Raw genomic sequence first — 17,045 nt, 5'->3', positions numbered from 1 at the left:
GCGGCAGCGCACATGAACGGGAATGGGGAATGACATGGTCAAGAAACTCAAGGAAATGGCGGCCGCGGAGCAGCATGCGATGGTCGATGCGGTGGTCGGCTCGGCGCAGCAGATCTGGCAGGCGGGCCTGGGCGCCTTCGCCCGCGCCCAGCACGAAGGCGGCGAACTGTTCGACTCCCTGGTGCGCGAGGGGCTGGACCTGCACCAGCTGACGCAAAAAATGGCCGGCGACAAGGTGCAAGGCGTGGCCGAGCGCGCCAACCGGCTGGCCGAAAGCGTCGGCCGCCAGGCCAGCGGATCGTGGGACAAGATCGAGAAGCTGTTCCAGGACCGCGTGGCGCGTTCGATGAGCGCGCTGGGCGTGCCTTCGCACGATGAGCTCGATGCCTTGCGCCGAGAGTTGGCCGAACTGAAGGCGCAGGTGGCCGCGTCGGCATCGCCCGCCCCGGCCCCGGCCCGGCGCACCGCGGCGGCCAAGCCGGCCGCCAGCGCCAAGCCCGCGCTGAAGGACGTGCCGATCAAGGCGCCGGTACGCGCGGCGCCGAAGCGGCAGGCCAAGGCCGCGGCGCGCCACCACTGAGCGCCGGGGATCGCCGCGGGCCGGAGCATGCCATGCCATGGAAGGCCTTCCCCTACCCCAGCGCCGACTTTGAATACACGGGCGCGGCCTTGAAGAAGGCTTGGCCGGCACTGCATGCGGGCGACGTCGAACCGTGGCCGCGCAGCGCCGCGCTGGTGGCCGCCTGGATCGACTTTCACGCCGGGCGGTTCGAGCAGGCGGCGCACGCCGGGATGGCGGCAGGCCTGGCCGGCTATTCCGTGGCCAACAAGGCCGCCTGCATGCACGCCGTCTACCTGGCCGGCGCAGCGGACAAGGGCGCGCGGCTGCTCGAAGTGGCCGAACGCTGCGAGCGGCAGCAGCGCGAGCAGCCGGCCAGCGCGGCAGGCTTCTACTGGCACGCCTACGCGCTGGGCCGCCACGCCCAGGACGTCTCCGTGCTCAAGGCGCTGGCGCAAGGCGTCGCCGGCAAGGTCAAGGCGAGCCTGGACACCGCGCTGCACCTCGCGCCGCGCCACGCCGACGCGCACATCGCGCTGGGGGTGTATCACGCCGAAATCATCGACAAGGTCGGCGCCCTGGTGGCCAGCCTGACCTACGGCGCCAGCCGCGACGCGGCGCTGCGCCACTTCCGCGAGGCGCTCGAGCTCAATCCCGGCTCGGCGATCGCGCGCATCGAGTACGCGCGCGGCATGGTCATGCTCGACGGCCGCGCCAAGGCCGGCGAAGCGCTGGCCCTGTGCGAACAGGCCGCAGCGAGCGAACCGCATGACGCCATGGAAAGGCTCGACGTTGAGCGCGCCCGCCAAGAAATCGCCTGAAGCGTCGGCCCGCCACATCCATCCGGCCGACCTGCACGGCGCCGGGCGCCTGCTGCTGCTGGCGATCGAGGTGCTGGTCGACCAGGTCGAAGTGGTGCACCTCAAGCTGCTGGGCAAGCCGCTCGCGCCGCCCGGCGCCGGCGGCATCGCCGGCGTCGCGTTTCGCCGCGCCAAGCTGACGATCGCCTTGACCGGCCGCTGGATCGACGCGCAACTCGCCCCCGCGCCGGCCCAGCGCGGTTCGACGGCGCAGCGCGAGGCGGTGCTGGCCGCGCTCAACGGCTTGTTTGGCGACCTGCTGGCGCGCGCCGGCAATCCGCTGGCGATCCCCATGCGCCTGCGCACGCAAGGCAAGGCGCTGGCGCTCACTCCCGAGGCGCTGGCGGCGCTTCCCGGCGCCGGCCCCAAAGTACTGATCCTGGTGCACGGCCTGTGCCGCTGCGACCTGCAGTGGCGCCGCACCAGCCACCACGACCACGGCGCGGCGCTGGCGCGCGACCTGGGTTACACCGCGCTCTACCTGCACTACAACAGCGGGCGCCACATCTCGCGCAACGGCCGCGAGCTGGCCGCCCTGCTCGACGAACTGGTCGCCGCCTGGCCGGAAGACATCGAGGAAATCGCCATCCTCGCCCACAGCATGGGCGGGCTGGTGGCGCGCAGCGCCTGCCACTACGCCGAACAGGACGGCCATCGCTGGCGCGCGCAGCTGCGCCACCTGGTGTTCCTCGGCACCCCGCACCACGGCGCGCCGCTCGAACGCCACGGCAACTGGCTGACCGCGGTGCTGGGCCGCAGCACCCTGACGGCGCCCTTTGCCCGGCTGGGCGAGCTGCGCAGCGCCGGCATCACCGACCTGCGCTACGGCAACCTGGTTGACGAGGACTGGCGCGGACGCGACCGTTTCCGCCACGGCGGCGACCTGCCGCAGCCGCTGCCGCTGCCGCGCGGCGTGCGCTGCTACACGATCGCCGGTACGACGGGGCGGCGCCAGGGCGACCTGCGCGACCGGCTGCTGGGAGACGGGCTGGTGCCACTGGACACGGCGCTGGGCCGCCACGACGATCCGGCGCGCACCCTGGCCTTCCCCACGTCGCACCAGTGGATCGGCTTCGGCATCCATCATCTCGACCTGCTCAGCCGCCTTGAGGTCTACCAGCAGCTGCGCCACTGGCTGGGGCGGCGGCCGGGCCGGCGCTGAGATCAGCGCGGCGGCGGCATGCGCATGGCGCGCTCGGCGAACCGGCCGAACGGCGGGTACAGCCAGCGCACCAGGCTGAAGCTGCCCTGGCGGAACACGGGTTTGGCGTGGCTGAAGGTGTCGAAGCCGGCCTTGCCGTGATAGCTGCCCATGCCCGATTCGCCGACGCCGCCGAACGGCAGGCTGTCCTGCGCCATGTGCAGCAGGGTGTCGTTGACCGTCACGCCGCCCGACACCGTGCCGTCCACCACGCGCCGGATGATGGCCGGATCGGACTCGAACAGGTACAGCGCCAGCGGCCGCGGACGCGCGTTGATCCAGGCCAGCGCCTCGTCCAGGTCGTCGTAGGCGATCACCGGCAGGATCGGACCGAAGATCTCTTCTTCCAGCACGCGGCTGTCCGGGGCGCAATCGCACAGCAGGACCGGCGCAAAGAAGCGCCGGTTGGCGTCGCTGTGCATGTCGGTCAGCGCGGTGGCGCTGGCGCCGCGCGCCAGTGCGTCGTCAAGCAGCGCCTGCAGCCGCTCGAAGTGGCGCGCCGACACGATGCTGGTGTAATCGCGCGTGGCGCCGCCTGGATAAAAGCCGGAGGCCGCGCGGCGCGCCGCCTCGGTGAACTGCACCAGTCGCGCGCGCGGCACGAAGGCGTAGTCCGGCGCGATGCAGGTCTGGCCCGCGTTCAGGGTCTTGCCGATCACCAGGCGCTGCACCAGCCGGTCGAAGCTGGCGTCCGGCATGCGGCCGGGACCGACGATCGCCGGCGACTTTCCGCCCAGCTCGAGCGTCACGGGCGTCAGGTGCTCGCTGGCGGCCCGCATCACGTCGCGCCCCACCGCGGTCGATCCGGTAAACAGCAAGTGGTCGAACGGCAGCGCGCAGAAGCGGCGCGCGACATCGGCGTCGCCGTTGAACACCCGCAGCTCGTCTTCGGCGAAGCTGGCGGCGACCAGGCGGGCCATCAGCTCGCCCAGGTGCGGCGACAGTTCGGACATCTTGACCATCGCGCGGTTGCCCGCCACCAGCGCCGAATTGAGCGGCCCGACCGACAGTCCGAGCGGGTAGTTCCACGGCACCACGATCCCGCACACCCCCAGCGGCTGGGGCTCCAGCGACGCCTTTCCGGGCCAGTACTTGTAGCCGACCGCGCGCCGGCGCGCGCCCATCCACGACTGCCCATGGCGCAGCGAATGGTTGATGGCGTCGATCAGGGGATTAATTTCGAGCAGTTCGGTCTCGTGGCGCGAGCGCTGGCCGAAATCGGCGTTGACGGCGGCGGCCAGGTCGCCACGATAGTCGAGCAGCAGTTGGCGCAGGCGCCGCAGGCGGTCGGCCCGCACGGCCCATGGTGCGGGAACGAGTGCGCGGGACGCGGCGCGCTGCGCGGCGAAAGTGGGGGCAAGGGGATCGGAGTCGCGGGTCATAAGCCATTTTACGGTAAGCGGGCCGGATGATTCCCTTTCTTCAATAGATGAGGTGCGCGAGCGAGGCGCGACCAGTTTATTCAGCTCATTGACGCGAATTTGATGCAGATTAAGGGCGCCCCAGGCCAAAGTTTGGCACGCTGTCCTTTGCCAGCGACGACCTTGGAAACCCTGGAAGCTATGGACACCACCGCTCCGCCCGCGTCCGAGGCGCCCTCGAAGGCCGGCGCGGCGCATCCTCCGCCTGGCCCGGGCAGCTGGCGCCGTCACTGGCGCAAGATGCTGCTTGCACTGGCCCTCCTCGCCGGCGTGTCCATTGCCGTGATCCTGTGGCGCGAACAGCGGAACGCACCGAAGCAATATGTCACGGCCGCGGTGGACCGAGGCGCCGTGACGCCCACCGTGATCGCCAGCGGCACGGTCAATCCCGTCAACACGATCCAGGTGGGCAGCTACGTGTCGGGCGTGATCCAGACCCTGTCCTGCGATTTCAATACCAAGGTCCGTGCCGGGCAGTTATGCGCCCGGCTCGACCAGCGCCCCTACCAAAGCGCGGTCGATCAGGAAACGGCGAATCTGGCGGCGGCCAGGGCGCAGTTGCAGAAGGACCGCGCCAATCTCGCCTTCGCCAAACTGATCTATGAGCGCGACATCGACCTGCTGAGACGCAGCATCGTGTCCCAGGAAACGGTCGATACCGCCAACAACGCCTACACGCAGGCGCGCAGCCAGATCACACTCGACGAGGCCACCATCGAGCAGCGCAGCGCGGCCTTGAATGCGGCGCGCATCAACCTCGGGTACACCAATATCGTCTCGCCCGTCGATGGCACCGTGGTCGCCCGCAACGTGACGCAGGGCCAGACGGTGGCGGCGAGCTTCCAGACGCCGACACTGTTCCTGATCGCGACCGACCTCACCCGGATGCAGGTCGATACCAACGTCAGCGAATCGGACATCGGCCGCATCGCGGTCGGCAATGCGGCCAGCTTCACGGTCGAGGCCTACCCGAACCGCAGCTTCGACGGCGTCGTGCACCAGGTGCGGCAGGCGCCGCAGACGGTGCAGAACGTGATCACCTACGACGTCGTCGTGCGCGTCGATAATCCGGCGCGGCTGCTCATGCCCGGCATGACCGCCTCGGCGCGCATCGTCACCGAACGCCGCGACAACGTACTGCGCGTGCCCGATGCAGCCTTGCGCTATCTGCCGCCCGGCGTGGGGGAACAGCGGGGAGCGCCGGCGCCGCGGCGTGGCGCCGGCAAGAACGGGCGAGCGGCGCAGGTCTGGGTGACGCATGAAGGCAAACTGCGGCGCATTCCGATCCTGACCGGTCTCGATGACGACGCCTATGCGGAAGTGCTGGAAGGCGATCTGCGCGCGGGCGACCAGGTCATCGTGTCCGAGCGCGCCGCCGGCGACCGTGCCCGGGGCGGCGCAGCCACGGGCGGTCCGCGCCTGCCGCGCTTATGAGCCAGCAAGCCAATGCGGCGCCGTCGGCCATCGTCATCGACGTGCGCGGCCTGACCCGCACCTATCAGGTCGGCGATACCGAGGTCCATGCGCTCGACGGCGTCGACCTGATCGTCCCGCGCGGCCAGTTCGTCGCGATCATGGGGTCGTCCGGATCGGGCAAGTCCACGCTGATGGCGGTGCTGGGCTGCCTCGACCGGCCCAGCAGCGGCCAATACTTGTTCGAAGGGACCGACGTGGCGATGCTCACGGAGCCGGAACTGGCGCGCATCCGCAGCGCAAAGATCGGCTTCGTCTTCCAGAGCTTCAACCTGCTGGCGCGCACCAGCGCCATCGAAAACGTCGCGCTGCCGCTGTTTTACGCGCCGGACACGGCGATCGACAAGGCGCGGCGCCTCTCGCGCGCACGCGCCGCGCTGGCCTTGCTTGGACTGGCGGCACGCGAAGCGAATACGCCCGCGCAGCTGTCGGGCGGGCAGCAGCAGCGCGTCGCGATCGCCCGTGCCCTGATCAACCTGCCGAGCGTGGTGCTGGCGGACGAGCCGACCGGGAATCTCGACACGCGCACCTCGCACGAAATCATGGAGACCCTGGTGCGGCTCAATGAGGAGCAAGGCGTGACGATCATCGTGGTCACGCATGAGCGGGACATCGCCGCCTACACGCAGCGCGTCATCACGATGCGCGATGGCCGCGTCGTCACGGACGAACTCAATCCGCCGCGGGCCGCGACGATCGAAGCCGGCGCTGCCAGGGACTCCGGGGGCAAGGAACTGTTCGACGCGGCAGCAAAGCGGCCCGCGGACGCGAGTGCTGGCGCAGCGGCCGGACCGGCATGGGCACTGGCCGAAATGATCGTCGCGGCGGCGCTGCAGGCGCTCCTACGAAATAAAACCCGTTCGGCGCTCACCATGCTCGGCGTGTTCATCGGCGTGGCCGCGCTGATCGCCATGGTCGCGGTCGGCCAGGGCGCCAACGAGGCGGTGCGCAAGCAGATCGCCAGCCTCGGCACGAATCTCTTCGTGGTGGTGCCGGGCGCCTCGACCAGCGGCGGCGTACGGTCCGGCTTCGGCAGCGCCTCGACGCTCACCGTCGCGGACGCCGACGCCATTCGCCGCGAAGCGCGTAGCGTGGCCAGCGTCAGCTACCTGATCCGCCAATCGGGCCAGGTGCAGCATGCGGACCGCAACTGGACCACGGGGATCCAGGGCGTGACGGCGAGCTATCCGGGGATCACCAACTGGCGCATCGCCCTGGGCCGCGGGATCACCGACGAGGACGAGCGCGGCACGGCGCTGGTGGCGGTCATCGGCGAGACGGTGCGGCGCCAGTTGTTCAGCGATTTCGAAAGCCCACTGGGCAGCCCGATCCTGGTGCGTGGCATTCCGCTACGGGTGGTCGGTGTGTACGAGCCGAAGGGGCAGACGGCATGGGGACAGGACCAGGACGACCTGGTCATGGTGCCCTTCAGTCCCCCCGAAACCAAGGTCGTGGGCGTGGCCGCGCCGGCGCCGCGGCCGGCCGCCGCCACGCCCTACCCGCAAGCGCCCAACCCGTTCGGCGTCCAGCCGCGCCTGACCGGGTACGTCAATCAAATCTATGTGCAGGCGGTGGCGCCCTTGCAGGTGAAAGACGCCATCGACGAGGTGACCGCCACCCTGAACCGGCGCCACCGCATCAAGCCCGGCGCGACGCCGGACTTCAATGTGCGCAACCTGAGCCAGATTGCCGACGCCGCGGAAGGCAGCAGCAAGATCATGGCCTCGCTGCTCGCCGTGGTGGCCTCCATCTCGCTGCTGGTGGGCGGCATCGGCATCATGAACATCCTGCTGGTCTCCGTCACCGAACGCACGCGCGAAATCGGGCTGCGAATGGCTATCGGCGCGCAACGCCGGCATGTGCTGCTGCAGTTCCTCGCCGAGGCCGTTTTCCTCAGCCTGGTCGGCGGCGTGGCGGGAATCGTCGCTGGCGTCGCGGTGACGGAGATGATTTCGCTGGTGGCCAAATGGCCGACATTCATCTCGGCGACGGCGATCGGCGCCGGCTTCGCGTTCTCCGCTGCCGTCGGCATCTTCTTCGGCTACTACCCGGCGCGCAAGGCCGCGCGTCTCAATCCGATCGAGGCCTTGCGCTATGAATAGCCTGCGCGTCGCGGCGGGCATGGCGGCGGCCCTGCTGGCCGCTTGCACCACCGTTGGGCCGGACTATGCGGCGCCGCGGCTAAGCGCCCCCGGTCACTACCTGCCGGCCGACGCCGCGCGCGCCGATGCCGGCGCCATGGAAGCGGCCCAGTCTTTCAAGCCGGGCGCGTCGCCATCGCCGACGTGGTGGAAGGCGTTCCGCTCGCCCGCGCTCGACGCGCTGGTGGAGCTCGCGCTGCGGGGCAGTCCGACCATGGAGAGCGCGCAGGCGACACTGGAGCAGGCGCGCGCCACCGTGGCCGCGGCGCGCGGCGGCAATGCGCCGCAAATCAGCATCGCGGCGGGGGCCAGCCGCGCGAATGGGCTCAACAGCTCGTCGATCGGGCCGGCCTTCACCTTCGACTTCGATGCCTTCGGCGCGCGCGCCAGGCGCGTCGAACAGGCGCAGGCGCTGGCGGCGGCCCAGGAGGCCCTGTGGCGCGCGAGCCGCCTGGGCCTGATCGGCGATACCGTCCAGCAGGCCATCGAACTCGCGTCCGCCGCGGAGCAGACCCGCGCCGTGCAGGACATCATCGCCGCGGACCAGCGCAGCCTGGAGCTGGTGCGGGTGTCGCAGGCGGCGGGCAAGTCGGCGGGCCTCGACGTGCTCACCGCGGAAAGCCAGTTGGCCAGCGACCGCGCACTGCTGCCGCCGTTGCGACAGAAAGCCAGCGTGGCGCGCCATGCGCTGGCCGTGCTGGCCGGCCGCACCGCCGCCGAATGGAGCCCGCCCGACTTCGACTTTGAGGCGCTGGCCCTGCCCGGCGAGATTCCGCTGACGCTGCCGTCGGAATTGCTGCGCCAGCGTCCCGATATCGCGCAGAGCGAAGCGCAGCTGCATGCCAGCAGCGCCGCCATCGGGATCGCCACCGCCCAGCTGTACCCGCCGGTGGCGCTGAGCGCGGCGTGGACCAGATCGTCCGTCGGCGGCGCGCTGTTCGCCCATCCCGACAGCGCCTGGCGCATTGCGGCCGATGCGCTGGCGCCGGTGTTCAACGGCGGCACCCTGCGCGCCCAGCGTGATGCGGCGGTGTACGGCTACGCGGCGCGCCTTGGCGCCTACAAACAGACGGTGCTGGTGGCGTTCGCGCAGGTAGCCGACGGCATGCGGGCGCTGGCGAATGACGCCGCGCTGATCGAGGCGCAGCGCACGGCGCTGGAATCGGCGCAGGCCACGCTCGATCTGACGCAGCAAAGCTATCAGGCGGGCCAGGCCAGCTTCCCGCAAGTCATCGAGGCGCAGCGTCTGTTCCAGCAGGCCAAGCTGGGGTATGTGCGGGCAAAGGCGCAGCGCTACGCCGATACGCTGCAGCTTTTCCTTGCCTTGGGCGGCGCGGCGCCGCCGCCGCCCTAGCCCCTTGCGCGACGCGCCCTCGCGGCGGTGTCGAAGCGCCGGTAGAAGGCGCGCTTCGCCACTTCGACCATGCACAGGTAGGCCGACACCATGGCGACCAGGATCAGGTAAAACGAACCGGGCAAGGCCACAAAGCCGAAATAGGTGCCGAGCGGGGTGAGCGGCAGCAGCACGGCAAGCCCCACCACGCCGAGCGAGGTGGCGGTAAGCAAGGGATGCGCCCGGCTTTTCAGTGGATTGCCGCGCGTGCGGATGATGAAAATCACCAGCACCTGGGTGCACAGGGATTCGACGAACCAGCCGGTATGGAACAGCGCTTCGCCCGCCGCGAAGAGGTGCAGCAGCACGTAGAAGGTCAGGAAATCGAATGCCGAACTGATTGGCCCGATCACCAGCATGAAATTGCGGATGAACGCCAGGTCGAGCACCCGCGGCCGGCGCGTCTCCCGGGCATCCACTTGATCGAACGGGATCGGCAGCTCCGACACGTCGTACAGAAGATTATTGAGCAGGATTTGCGTCGGCAGCATCGGCAGGAAAGGCAGAAAGAGCGAGGCGCCCGCCATGCTGAACATATTGCCGAAGTTCGAACTGGTGCCCATCATGATGTATTTCATGATGTTCCCGTGGGTGCGGCGTCCTTCGAGAACGCCGACGCCGATGACGTGCAGGTCGTGCTTCAGCAAGATCATGTCCGCGGCATCCTTTGCCACATCGACGCCCGAATCGACCGACAAGCCGACGTCGGCCGAGTGCAACGATGGCGCATCGTTGATGCCGTCGCCGAGGTAGCCGACCACATGGCCGCGCGCCTTCAGCGCCAATAGCACACGGTTCTTCTGCGCCGGATTGAGGCGGCAAAAGAGATTCGCGCCCTCGACCCGCGCCCCCAGCGCGTGATCGTCCAGGTGCGCGATTTCCTTGCCGGTCAGGATGCCGGCGACGGGGATGCCCAGCTGCCCGCACACGTGCCGGGTCACCAGGTCGCTGTCGCCGGTCAGGATCTTGATGCCGATGCCAAGTTCGTTCAACGCCACCAAGGCCGCGGCCGCACTGGCTTTCGGCGGGTCCAGGAAGGCGGCGAAACCGACCAGGACCAGCGCGGCCTCGTCGCTGACCACCGCGTGCGGGTGATCGAGCGGCACCTCGCGCCATGCGATGCCCAGCACCCTCAGCCCCTCGGCCTCCAGCGCGTGGCACTGGTCCAGGATTGCAGCGGAAGCCGGCTGGTCGATCTCCCGCTGCGTAGTGCCGCCTTGCGCCTCGTAGCGGATGCACAGCCCGGCGATTTCCTCGGCCGCCCCTTTGACGACCAGCCATCGCCTGCCCTCGGACTCGATCAGCACAGACACACGGCGCCGCTCGAAGTCGAACGGCACCTCGTCGATCTTGCTCCAGCGGCTGCTGTCGATGTGCCGGTGCTCGAGGATGGCGTCATCGAGCGCGCTCTTGAGGCCGGTTTCAAAAAAACTGTTCAGATAGGCCATCTCCACGACGCGTTCGCTGGAGCGGCCCTCCGCATCGACATGCCGCTCCAGGCAGATCTTCGCTTCGGTCAGGGTGCCGGTCTTGTCGGTGCACAGCAAGTCCATGGACCCGAGGTCCTGGATGGCGGTCATCCTTTTCACGATGAGCTGCTGTTTCGCCATCCGCAGCGCGCCGCGCGCCAGCGTCACCGAGACCACCATCGGCAGCAGCTCCGGCGTGAGACCCACGGCCAGCGCCACGGCGAACAGGAAGGACTCCAGTACTGGCCGGTGAAAATAGGCATTGACGAGCAGGACGAACATGACCATGAGGACGGTCAGCCGCAGAATCAGCATGCCAAATCGGCGCGTACCGAGCTCGAACGACGTGCGGGGCGGCGCGCGGGTCAGGGTATCGGCGATCTTGCCGACCTCGGTCGCGGCTCCCGTGTTGACGACGAGGATGCGGGCGCTGCCGCTGACAACCGAGGTGCCCATGAAGACGGCGTTGGTCGCCTCCTGCAGGTCCAGCGCGGTGCCGGGCAGCATTCCCGGGGATTTCTCGACCGGGTAGGACTCGCCTGTCAACAGCGCCTGCTGCACGAAAAAGTCGTTCGACTCCAGCACGCGGCAGTCGGCCGGAATCAGGTCGCCCGCCGAGACCAGCGCGATGTCGCCGGGGACGACCTGGCGCACCGGGATCTGCGTCTTTTCGCCGTCGCGCACGACGATGGCGCGGACCGAAACGGATTGCGACAAGGCCTGCGCCGCGGTGTTTGCGCGGTGTTCCTGCACAAAGTCCAGGGTCACGCTGAACAGGACGATGGCGGCGACGATCAGGGAATTGGCGATTTCGCCCGAAAACGCCGAGGCGACGCTGGCGCCGAGCAGGATCAGCACCAGCGGATTCTTGAAGCGGGTCAGGTAGCGCCAGAGCAGCGATCTTGATGGCTGGTCGCGAAACTGATTGGCGCCATAGCGGGCGAGCCGCAGCGCCGCCTCGGCCTGCGACAAGCCGGCCGCTTGCTCAGCCGTTGGTTGCGGCTGCGGCGCCAGCCACCATGGATCGTGTGTGGGTTCCATCCGCGTTGTCGGAGGCGCCAGGCCTGTGCTGCGGCAGGCCCGGCTTGCTAGCTGTCATCGGCGCGAGGCGCCCGGCTGATTCCATCTCAGCATACTCCAGCAAGCGGATTCGAGCGAGCGCACGGTTGCGCTAGCCCGCTGGACGGCTTACTTCTTCCGCAGCACGACGTGCGTTGCCAATTGGGTCGGCACGTGTTCGACGCAGCGGAATCCCATGGTGTGCAGATCCAGTCCTGCGAACAATGATTCACCGGATCCCAGCAACACCGGGGAGATTGCCAGATGCATCTCGTCGACCAGGCCGGCCTGCAGAAACTCGCGGACGGTCGCCACGCCACCGCCCAGACGCACGTCCTTGCCGTTTGCGGCGCGAATGGCTTGCGCGTAGGCGGACTCGATGCCGTCGGTGACAAAGTAGAAGGTCGTGCCACCCTTCATCTCCAGCGGAGCGCGGGGATAGTGGGTCAGCACGAACACGGGGACGTGGTACGGCGGCTCATCTCCCCACCAGCCCTTCCATTCGTCGTCCGGCCATGGTCCGCGCACCGGGCCGAACATGTTGCGGCCCAGGATCCAGGCGCCGACGTTCTCGAAACCACGGGCGGCAAAGTCCTCGTCCGGACCGTCCGTTCCTTTGGATTCGTCGCCCATCATGCGCTGGAATGTGCGGGTGCCGCGGAACCACTGATGCAGCCCGCCGCCCCCCTCTCCCATTGGATTTTGCAGGCTCTGATTCGGGCCCGCGCCGAAGCCATCGAGCGACACGGCGAAGCAATTCACTTTGAGTTCGGACATCAATTCTCCTTCACACCGGGAATGAAAATAAAAGCAAAACAAGAGGGTCATCCATTCGCCAGCCGGTGTCAATGAGAAATTAATCCTGGCGGCGTGTTGCCCAGCCAGATCACATTTCCTGTATTGACACCAGGTTGTCCTGGGCGCGCGCGTAGGCCAGCGCGTAGGCGAGTTCGCCAGACGACTCGGCATGCAGCGTGAACAATGCCTGCCCGGCGCCAACCACGCTGCCGAGCGGCGCGTGAAAGGCGATGCCGGCCGCTGCCGCTTTCGGCGCGCCGGCCAGCTTGGCCGCCAGCGCCAGTCTGCGGTTGTCGATGGCCACCACGGTACCGCTGTGCAGCGCCTCGACGACATGCGTGAAGCGCGCACGCGGCGGCGTCCGCATTCCGCCCTGGGCATCGCAGATGCCTTGGAATTTCGTCCACGCCGCCCCGTTCTCGAGCACTTCCCGCGCCATCGCCATCCCCTCGCCCGCCGGCGCAGCCCCGCCCATTTCCAGCACCCCGGCGGCCAGCGTCAATGCGCGCTGGCGCAGGTCATCAGGGGCGCCGGCTTCGTTCTTCAAAATCCGCAGCACGTCCCAGGCCTCGAGTGCGGGACCAATGCCGCAGCCAACCGGTTGCGAGCCGTCGGTCAGCACGACCTGCACCGCAATGCCGAGCGCGTCGCCGACCAGCCGCATGCGCTCCCCGATCGCGCGCGCCGCCTCCGCCGAACGCACCTTCGCGCTTCGGCCAAACGGAATATCGATCAGGACATGGGTCGATCCGGCCGCAATTTTCTTCGACAGGACCGACGCGACCAGCAAGCCATCGCTGTCGAGGCTGAGCGGGCGCTCGACGCGGATCAGAAGGTCGTCGGCCGGGCTGAGCGAAATGGCCCCTCCCCACGCGATGCAGCCGCCCTCGCGCCCGACCACGCGCCGCATGGTGGCCAGGTCCAGATTGACGGGGGCCAGCGTTTCCATGGTGTCCGCGGTGCCGGCCGGCGACGTGATGGCGCGCGAGGACGTCTTCGGAATCGTCAATCCGCACGCGGCCGCGATGGGCACGACCAGCAAGGTGGTCCGGTTTCCCGGCAAGCCGCCGACACAGTGCTTGTCGACGACCACGCGCGAATCCCAGCGCAGGTGGGCGCCGCTCTGCACCATCGCGCTGGTCATGGCGATGGTTTCGGCCGGGTCCATGCGGTTGCCCGAGCAGGCCGTGATCAGCGCCGCCAGTTCGATGTCGGCATAGCGGCCGGCCACGATGTCATGCACGATCGCGCCGGCCGCATCGGTGCCTAGCGGGCGGCCGTAGATTTTTGCGCGCACCGCGGAAAACGATTTCAATGGTTCGGGATGGGCCAGCTGCACAAGTTCGCCGTCGATGCCGCCGAGGGCCCGCCAGGCGGCCTCCGACAGGCCGATTTCGTCATCGGCGAGCAGCGAAAAATGCACCACGTTGACGGTGGCGACGATATGGGTCGCGCCGCGCCTGACCTCGACACGCGACTTCGCCTCGAAGCCCTCGGACTTGATGATCTGGCAGTTGCTCCGCAAGTACACCACCAGCTCCTGGTAAGTATCGATGCCCAGGCGGCGCAGGCGCAGGCTGTCGGCGGCGACGGCGCGCGACGCCCCGGCGTCTCCGGTGCTCATGGCAGTTCGACCTGTTCCAGGTACTCGGGAACCTCGCAATTCCAGTGCAGCTCTTCCTCGATGCGCTTGCGCAGGGCGTCCGCCGCCGCCGGCTCGCCGTGCACGATGAAGGTGCGCTTGGGCGGAGCTTCGGCATGTCCGAGCCAGGTGAGGATTTCGTCGGCGTCGGCATGCGCCGAGAGATTGTCGATTTGCGCCACCTGCGCGCGCACGGGCACGTAGGCGCCGTGGATCTTGATCGCGTCCACGCCGGCGACCATGGCCGCGCCGCGCGTGCCGCCCGCCTGGAATCCCGCGAACAGGATGGTGTTGCGCGGATCCGATGCGAATGCCTTCAGATGGTGCAGCACCCGCCCGCCGGTGGCCATGCCGCTGGCGGAAATGATCACCATCGGCCCGCGCCGCTCGTTCAGCGCAATCGATTCTTCGACGCTGTTGACGATCGTTGCAGCGTGGTGCATCTGCTCGCACTGGGCGCGCGACAGCCGGTGCTCCTTCAAGTGCCGCTCGTAGAGTGCGGTCGCATCGACCGCCATCGGGCTGTTCAGGTAGACCGGCAGCACGGCCGGGATCTCGCCCTTGCGTTTGAGCTCGGCGATGTAGTGCAGCAATGACTGCGCGCGGCCCACGGCGAAGGACGGAATGATGGTCACCCCGGCCCGCCTGGCGGTTTCGCGAATTACCTTTGCGAGCAGGATGGCCGGATCGGTCGGATCGTGGTGTTTGTCGCCGTAGGTGGACTCGACCACCAGGTAGTCTGACGGCGCCATCGGTGCGGGGGCGACCATGATCGGATCGTGCAGCCGCCCAAGGTCGCCGGAAAATGTGATGGTGCGGGGGCCGTCGCCGATCGTCACGATGGCCGCGCCCAGGATGTGGCCGGCGAGTGCCATCGTTCCGCTCAGATCGCCGGCAATCTTGAAGCGCTTGCCAAACTCGACTGGCGCGAACAGCTTCAGCGCGCGCAGAGCGTCGGCTTCGGAGTAGAGCGGCAAGGCCGGGGCATGCTTCGAGAAGCCGTGTCGGTTAGCGTAGTTGGCCTCCTCTTCGAGCAGGTGGCCGCTGTCCGGCAGCAGGATCTTGCATAGGTCGAAGGTCGCCACGCTGCTGAGGATCTTGCCGCGGAAGCCGTTTTTCACCAACAGAGGCAAGTAGCCGCTGTGATCCAGATGGGCATGGGTGAGCACCACCGCATCGATCTCGGACGGCGCGATGGGCAGGGGCGCCCAGTTGCGCAGGCGCAGCTGTTTATAGCCTTGGAACAAGCCGCAATCGATGAGAATCCGCGCCTTCCCTGAAGTGAGCAGGTATTTCGACCCGGTCACCGTGCCGGTCGCGCCGAGGAATTGGAGTTGCATGGATTTCCCCTTGGGCCATGGTTTCACTCACTATGCTGTGATAGCGCAAAAAAACCTTTGCTGCATATCAAATGCGAGCGGCTTGGCGCCATGGCTGTTGGGCAGACGGCGGCGGTGTTGTGCTAATACATTGGGATGTCGTCAGCGCCTGAGCGTGAGGGTCGGTTACGCAGCGCCGAATGACGCGAATAAAAGGCGAAAAAAAAGCTCCCAGGAGGGAGCTTTTTTCTTGAATCTGGCGGAGACGGTGGGATTCGAACCCACGATACAGGTATAAGCCGTATGCATCCTTAGCAGGGATGTGCCTTCGGCCACTCGGCCACGTCTCCTTTCCCATCCAGCAAAACCTTCGCTAGATCAGAAGTCCGCAATGGTACCGGTTGAGAGCGGGTTTGGTCAATGGAACCCGCCCATTTTTTTCGAAAAAGTTACTCTTTTTCCAGATCGAAGGCCTTGTGCAGCGCGCGCACCGCCAACTCCATGTATTTTTCGTCGATCAGCACCGAAATTTTGATCTCGGAGGTCGAGATCATCAGGATGTTGATGCCCTCTTCCGACAGCGTGCGGAACATCTGCGAGGCCACGCCCACGTGGCTGCGCATCCCCACGCCCACCACCGATACTTTCGACACCTTTGCGTCGCCCGTGACGCTGGCCGCGCCGATGTCGGTCTTGACGCCTTCCAGCACGCCCATCGCCCGCTGATAGTCGCCGCGCGAGACGGTGAAGGTGAAGTCGGTCTTGCCGTCCACCGACTGGTTCTGGATGATCATGTCGACTTCGATGTTGGCATCGGCGACCGGCCCCAGGATGTGGTACGCCACGCCCGGCTTGTCGGACACGCCCAGGATCGTGATCTTGGCTTCATCGCGGTTGAAGGCGATGCCGGAAATGACGGCTTGTTCCATATTTGTATCTTCCTCAAACGAAATCAGGGTGCCCGAATTGGCTTCTTCTTCGAGCGGCATCAGGGGATCGGTCAGCGACGACAGCACGCGCGTCGGCACGCGGTAATTGCCCGCGAACTCGACCGAGCGGCTTTGCAGCACTTTCGATCCCAGCGAGGCCATTTCCAGCATCTCTTCGAACGTCACCGTCTTGAGCCTGCGCGCCTCCGACACCACACGCGGATCGGTCGTGTACACGCCGTCAACGTCGGTGTAAATGAGGCATTCGTCGGCCTTCATCGCGGCGGCGATCGCCACCGCCGAAGTGTCCGAACCGCCGCGGCCCAGGGTCGAGATATTGCCTTCTTCGTCCACGCCCTGGAAGCCGGTGATGATGACGATCTTGCCGGAGTCGAGGTCGGCACGCACCTTGGCGTCGTCGATCGACTGGATGCGCGCCTTGGTGAACGAGGAGTCGGTCTTGATCGCGACCTGCCAGCCGGCGTAGGAAACGGCGTCCTTGCCGATCGCCAGCAGCGCCATCGCCAGCAGGCCCACCGACACTTGTTCGCCGGTCGAGCAGATCATGTCCAGCTCGCGGGGATCCGGCTGCCCCATGATTTCCCTGGCCAGCCCGATCAGGCGATTGGTCTCGCCGGACATCGCCGACGGCACCACGACAATCTTGTGGCCGGCATCGTGCCACTTGGCGACCCGCGCGGCGACGTTCTTGATGCGTTCCGTCGATCCCATCGACGTACCGCCGTATTTGTGGACAATTAAAGCCATTTGGGTGCTGTTT

The 17,045-nt window shown here is 67.5% G+C and carries 12 protein-coding genes and 1 tRNA gene; 6 read left to right on the top strand and 7 right to left on the bottom strand.

Annotation, left to right across the window (positions count from 1 at the left end):
* The first annotated feature begins 34 nt into the window (after positions 1–34).
* Genes Q4S45_RS06290 through Q4S45_RS06280 form a run of 3 tightly spaced genes read left to right on the top strand, consistent with a single transcriptional unit; the run spans position 35 to position 2,581 of the window.
* The gene (locus Q4S45_RS06290; RefSeq protein ID WP_305510176.1) at positions 35–580 is read left to right on the top strand and encodes a phasin family protein; all 546 of its coding nucleotides are present in this window, start codon (positions 35–37) and stop codon (positions 578–580) included.
* A gap of 32 nt (positions 581–612) precedes the next feature.
* The gene (locus Q4S45_RS06285; RefSeq protein WP_305510175.1) at positions 613–1,380 is read left to right on the top strand and encodes a hypothetical protein; all 768 of its coding nucleotides are present in this window, start codon (positions 613–615) and stop codon (positions 1,378–1,380) included.
* A complete protein-coding gene (locus Q4S45_RS06280) occupies positions 1,328–2,581 on the top strand; it encodes a triacylglycerol lipase (protein WP_305510173.1) in 1,254 nt (417 codons plus the stop codon). Before Q4S45_RS06285 ends, Q4S45_RS06280 begins: the two co-directional genes overlap by 53 nt.
* A 2-nt stretch (positions 2,582–2,583) precedes the next feature.
* Here Q4S45_RS06280 and Q4S45_RS06275 read toward each other — a convergent pair whose 3' ends face one another.
* The gene (locus tag Q4S45_RS06275) at positions 2,584–4,002 is read right to left on the bottom strand and encodes a coniferyl aldehyde dehydrogenase (RefSeq protein WP_305510171.1); all 1,419 of its coding nucleotides are present in this window, start codon (positions 4,000–4,002) and stop codon (positions 2,584–2,586) included.
* Positions 4,003–4,182: 180 nt separating this feature from the next.
* On the opposite strand from Q4S45_RS06275, the gene Q4S45_RS06270 reads away from it, so the two are divergent.
* From Q4S45_RS06270 to Q4S45_RS06260, 3 genes are read left to right on the top strand one after another with little or no spacing between them, the layout of a single operon-like run.
* Complete coding sequence (locus Q4S45_RS06270; protein ID WP_305510169.1) at positions 4,183–5,475, top strand: efflux RND transporter periplasmic adaptor subunit; 1,293 nt, start codon at positions 4,183–4,185, stop codon at positions 5,473–5,475.
* Positions 5,472–7,616 (top strand): ABC transporter permease, encoded by a 2,145-nt coding sequence (locus Q4S45_RS06265; RefSeq protein ID WP_305510167.1) that lies wholly within the window; start codon positions 5,472–5,474, stop codon positions 7,614–7,616. The genes Q4S45_RS06270 and Q4S45_RS06265 overlap by 4 nt, the downstream gene beginning before the upstream one ends.
* The gene (locus Q4S45_RS06260) at positions 7,609–9,009 is read left to right on the top strand and encodes an efflux transporter outer membrane subunit (protein ID WP_305510165.1); all 1,401 of its coding nucleotides are present in this window, start codon (positions 7,609–7,611) and stop codon (positions 9,007–9,009) included. The genes Q4S45_RS06265 and Q4S45_RS06260 overlap by 8 nt, the downstream gene beginning before the upstream one ends.
* Here Q4S45_RS06260 and mgtA read toward each other — a convergent pair.
* The 6 genes from mgtA to Q4S45_RS06230 form a co-directional block, all read right to left on the bottom strand.
* Positions 9,006–11,558 carry a magnesium-translocating P-type ATPase gene (gene mgtA / locus Q4S45_RS06255; RefSeq protein ID WP_305510163.1) on the bottom strand — a complete coding sequence of 851 codons (2,553 nt, stop codon included), beginning with the start codon at positions 11,556–11,558 and terminating at the stop codon, positions 9,006–9,008. The two genes, Q4S45_RS06260 and mgtA, sit on opposite strands and share 4 nt — an antisense overlap.
* A gap of 147 nt (positions 11,559–11,705) precedes the next feature.
* Positions 11,706–12,353, bottom strand: coding sequence for a dihydrofolate reductase family protein (locus tag Q4S45_RS06250; protein WP_305510161.1), 648 nt, complete (start codon positions 12,351–12,353; stop codon positions 11,706–11,708).
* Positions 12,354–12,462: 109 nt separating this feature from the next.
* On the bottom strand, positions 12,463–13,998 hold the full coding sequence (locus Q4S45_RS06245; RefSeq protein WP_305510159.1) for a thymidine phosphorylase family protein: 1,536 nt from the start codon (positions 13,996–13,998) through the stop codon (positions 12,463–12,465).
* Positions 13,995–15,356 carry an MBL fold metallo-hydrolase RNA specificity domain-containing protein gene (locus Q4S45_RS06240; RefSeq protein ID WP_305510157.1) on the bottom strand — a complete coding sequence of 454 codons (1,362 nt, stop codon included), beginning with the start codon at positions 15,354–15,356 and terminating at the stop codon, positions 13,995–13,997. Before Q4S45_RS06240 ends, Q4S45_RS06245 begins: the two co-directional genes overlap by 4 nt.
* 236 nt (positions 15,357–15,592) lie before the next feature.
* Positions 15,593–15,685: transfer RNA gene (locus Q4S45_RS06235), tRNA-Ser, on the bottom strand.
* Between the two features lie 99 nt (positions 15,686–15,784).
* Positions 15,785–17,032: an aspartate kinase gene (locus Q4S45_RS06230; protein WP_305510156.1), complete on the bottom strand. Its 1,248-nt coding sequence runs from the start codon at positions 17,030–17,032 to the stop codon at positions 15,785–15,787.
* Between the last annotated feature and the right edge of the window lie 13 nt (positions 17,033–17,045).

It is taken from the genome of Massilia sp. R2A-15 (assembly GCF_030704305.1).
In the GTDB taxonomy this organism is placed as follows: Bacteria; Pseudomonadota; Gammaproteobacteria; order Burkholderiales; family Burkholderiaceae_D; genus JAFCUW01.
The sequence above is the reverse complement of the archived record's forward strand: the minus strand, read 5'-3'. Positions and strand labels throughout refer to the sequence as shown.

What these genes read in the sequence shown, in the direction of transcription:
- Q4S45_RS06290 (WP_305510176.1), top strand. Translation starts at nt 35, where the DNA reads ATGGTCAAGAAACTCAAGGAAATGGCGGCCGCGGAGCAGCATGCGATG.
- Q4S45_RS06285 (WP_305510175.1), top strand. Translation starts at nt 613, where the DNA reads ATGCCATGGAAGGCCTTCCCCTACCCCAGCGCCGACTTTGAATACACG.
- Q4S45_RS06280 (WP_305510173.1), top strand. Translation starts at nt 1,328, where the DNA reads ATGACGCCATGGAAAGGCTCGACGTTGAGCGCGCCCGCCAAGAAATCG.
- Q4S45_RS06275 (WP_305510171.1), bottom strand. Translation starts at nt 4,002, where the DNA reads ATGACCCGCGACTCCGATCCCCTTGCCCCCACTTTCGCCGCGCAGCGC.
- Q4S45_RS06270 (WP_305510169.1), top strand. Translation starts at nt 4,183, where the DNA reads ATGGACACCACCGCTCCGCCCGCGTCCGAGGCGCCCTCGAAGGCCGGC.
- Q4S45_RS06265 (WP_305510167.1), top strand. Translation starts at nt 5,472, where the DNA reads ATGAGCCAGCAAGCCAATGCGGCGCCGTCGGCCATCGTCATCGACGTG.
- Q4S45_RS06260 (WP_305510165.1), top strand. Translation starts at nt 7,609, where the DNA reads ATGAATAGCCTGCGCGTCGCGGCGGGCATGGCGGCGGCCCTGCTGGCC.
- mgtA (WP_305510163.1), bottom strand. Translation starts at nt 11,558, where the DNA reads ATGGAACCCACACACGATCCATGGTGGCTGGCGCCGCAGCCGCAACCA.
- Q4S45_RS06250 (WP_305510161.1), bottom strand. Translation starts at nt 12,353, where the DNA reads ATGTCCGAACTCAAAGTGAATTGCTTCGCCGTGTCGCTCGATGGCTTC.
- Q4S45_RS06245 (WP_305510159.1), bottom strand. Translation starts at nt 13,998, where the DNA reads ATGAGCACCGGAGACGCCGGGGCGTCGCGCGCCGTCGCCGCCGACAGC.
- Q4S45_RS06240 (WP_305510157.1), bottom strand. Translation starts at nt 15,356, where the DNA reads ATGCAACTCCAATTCCTCGGCGCGACCGGCACGGTGACCGGGTCGAAA.
- Q4S45_RS06230 (WP_305510156.1), bottom strand. Translation starts at nt 17,032, where the DNA reads ATGGCTTTAATTGTCCACAAATACGGCGGTACGTCGATGGGATCGACG.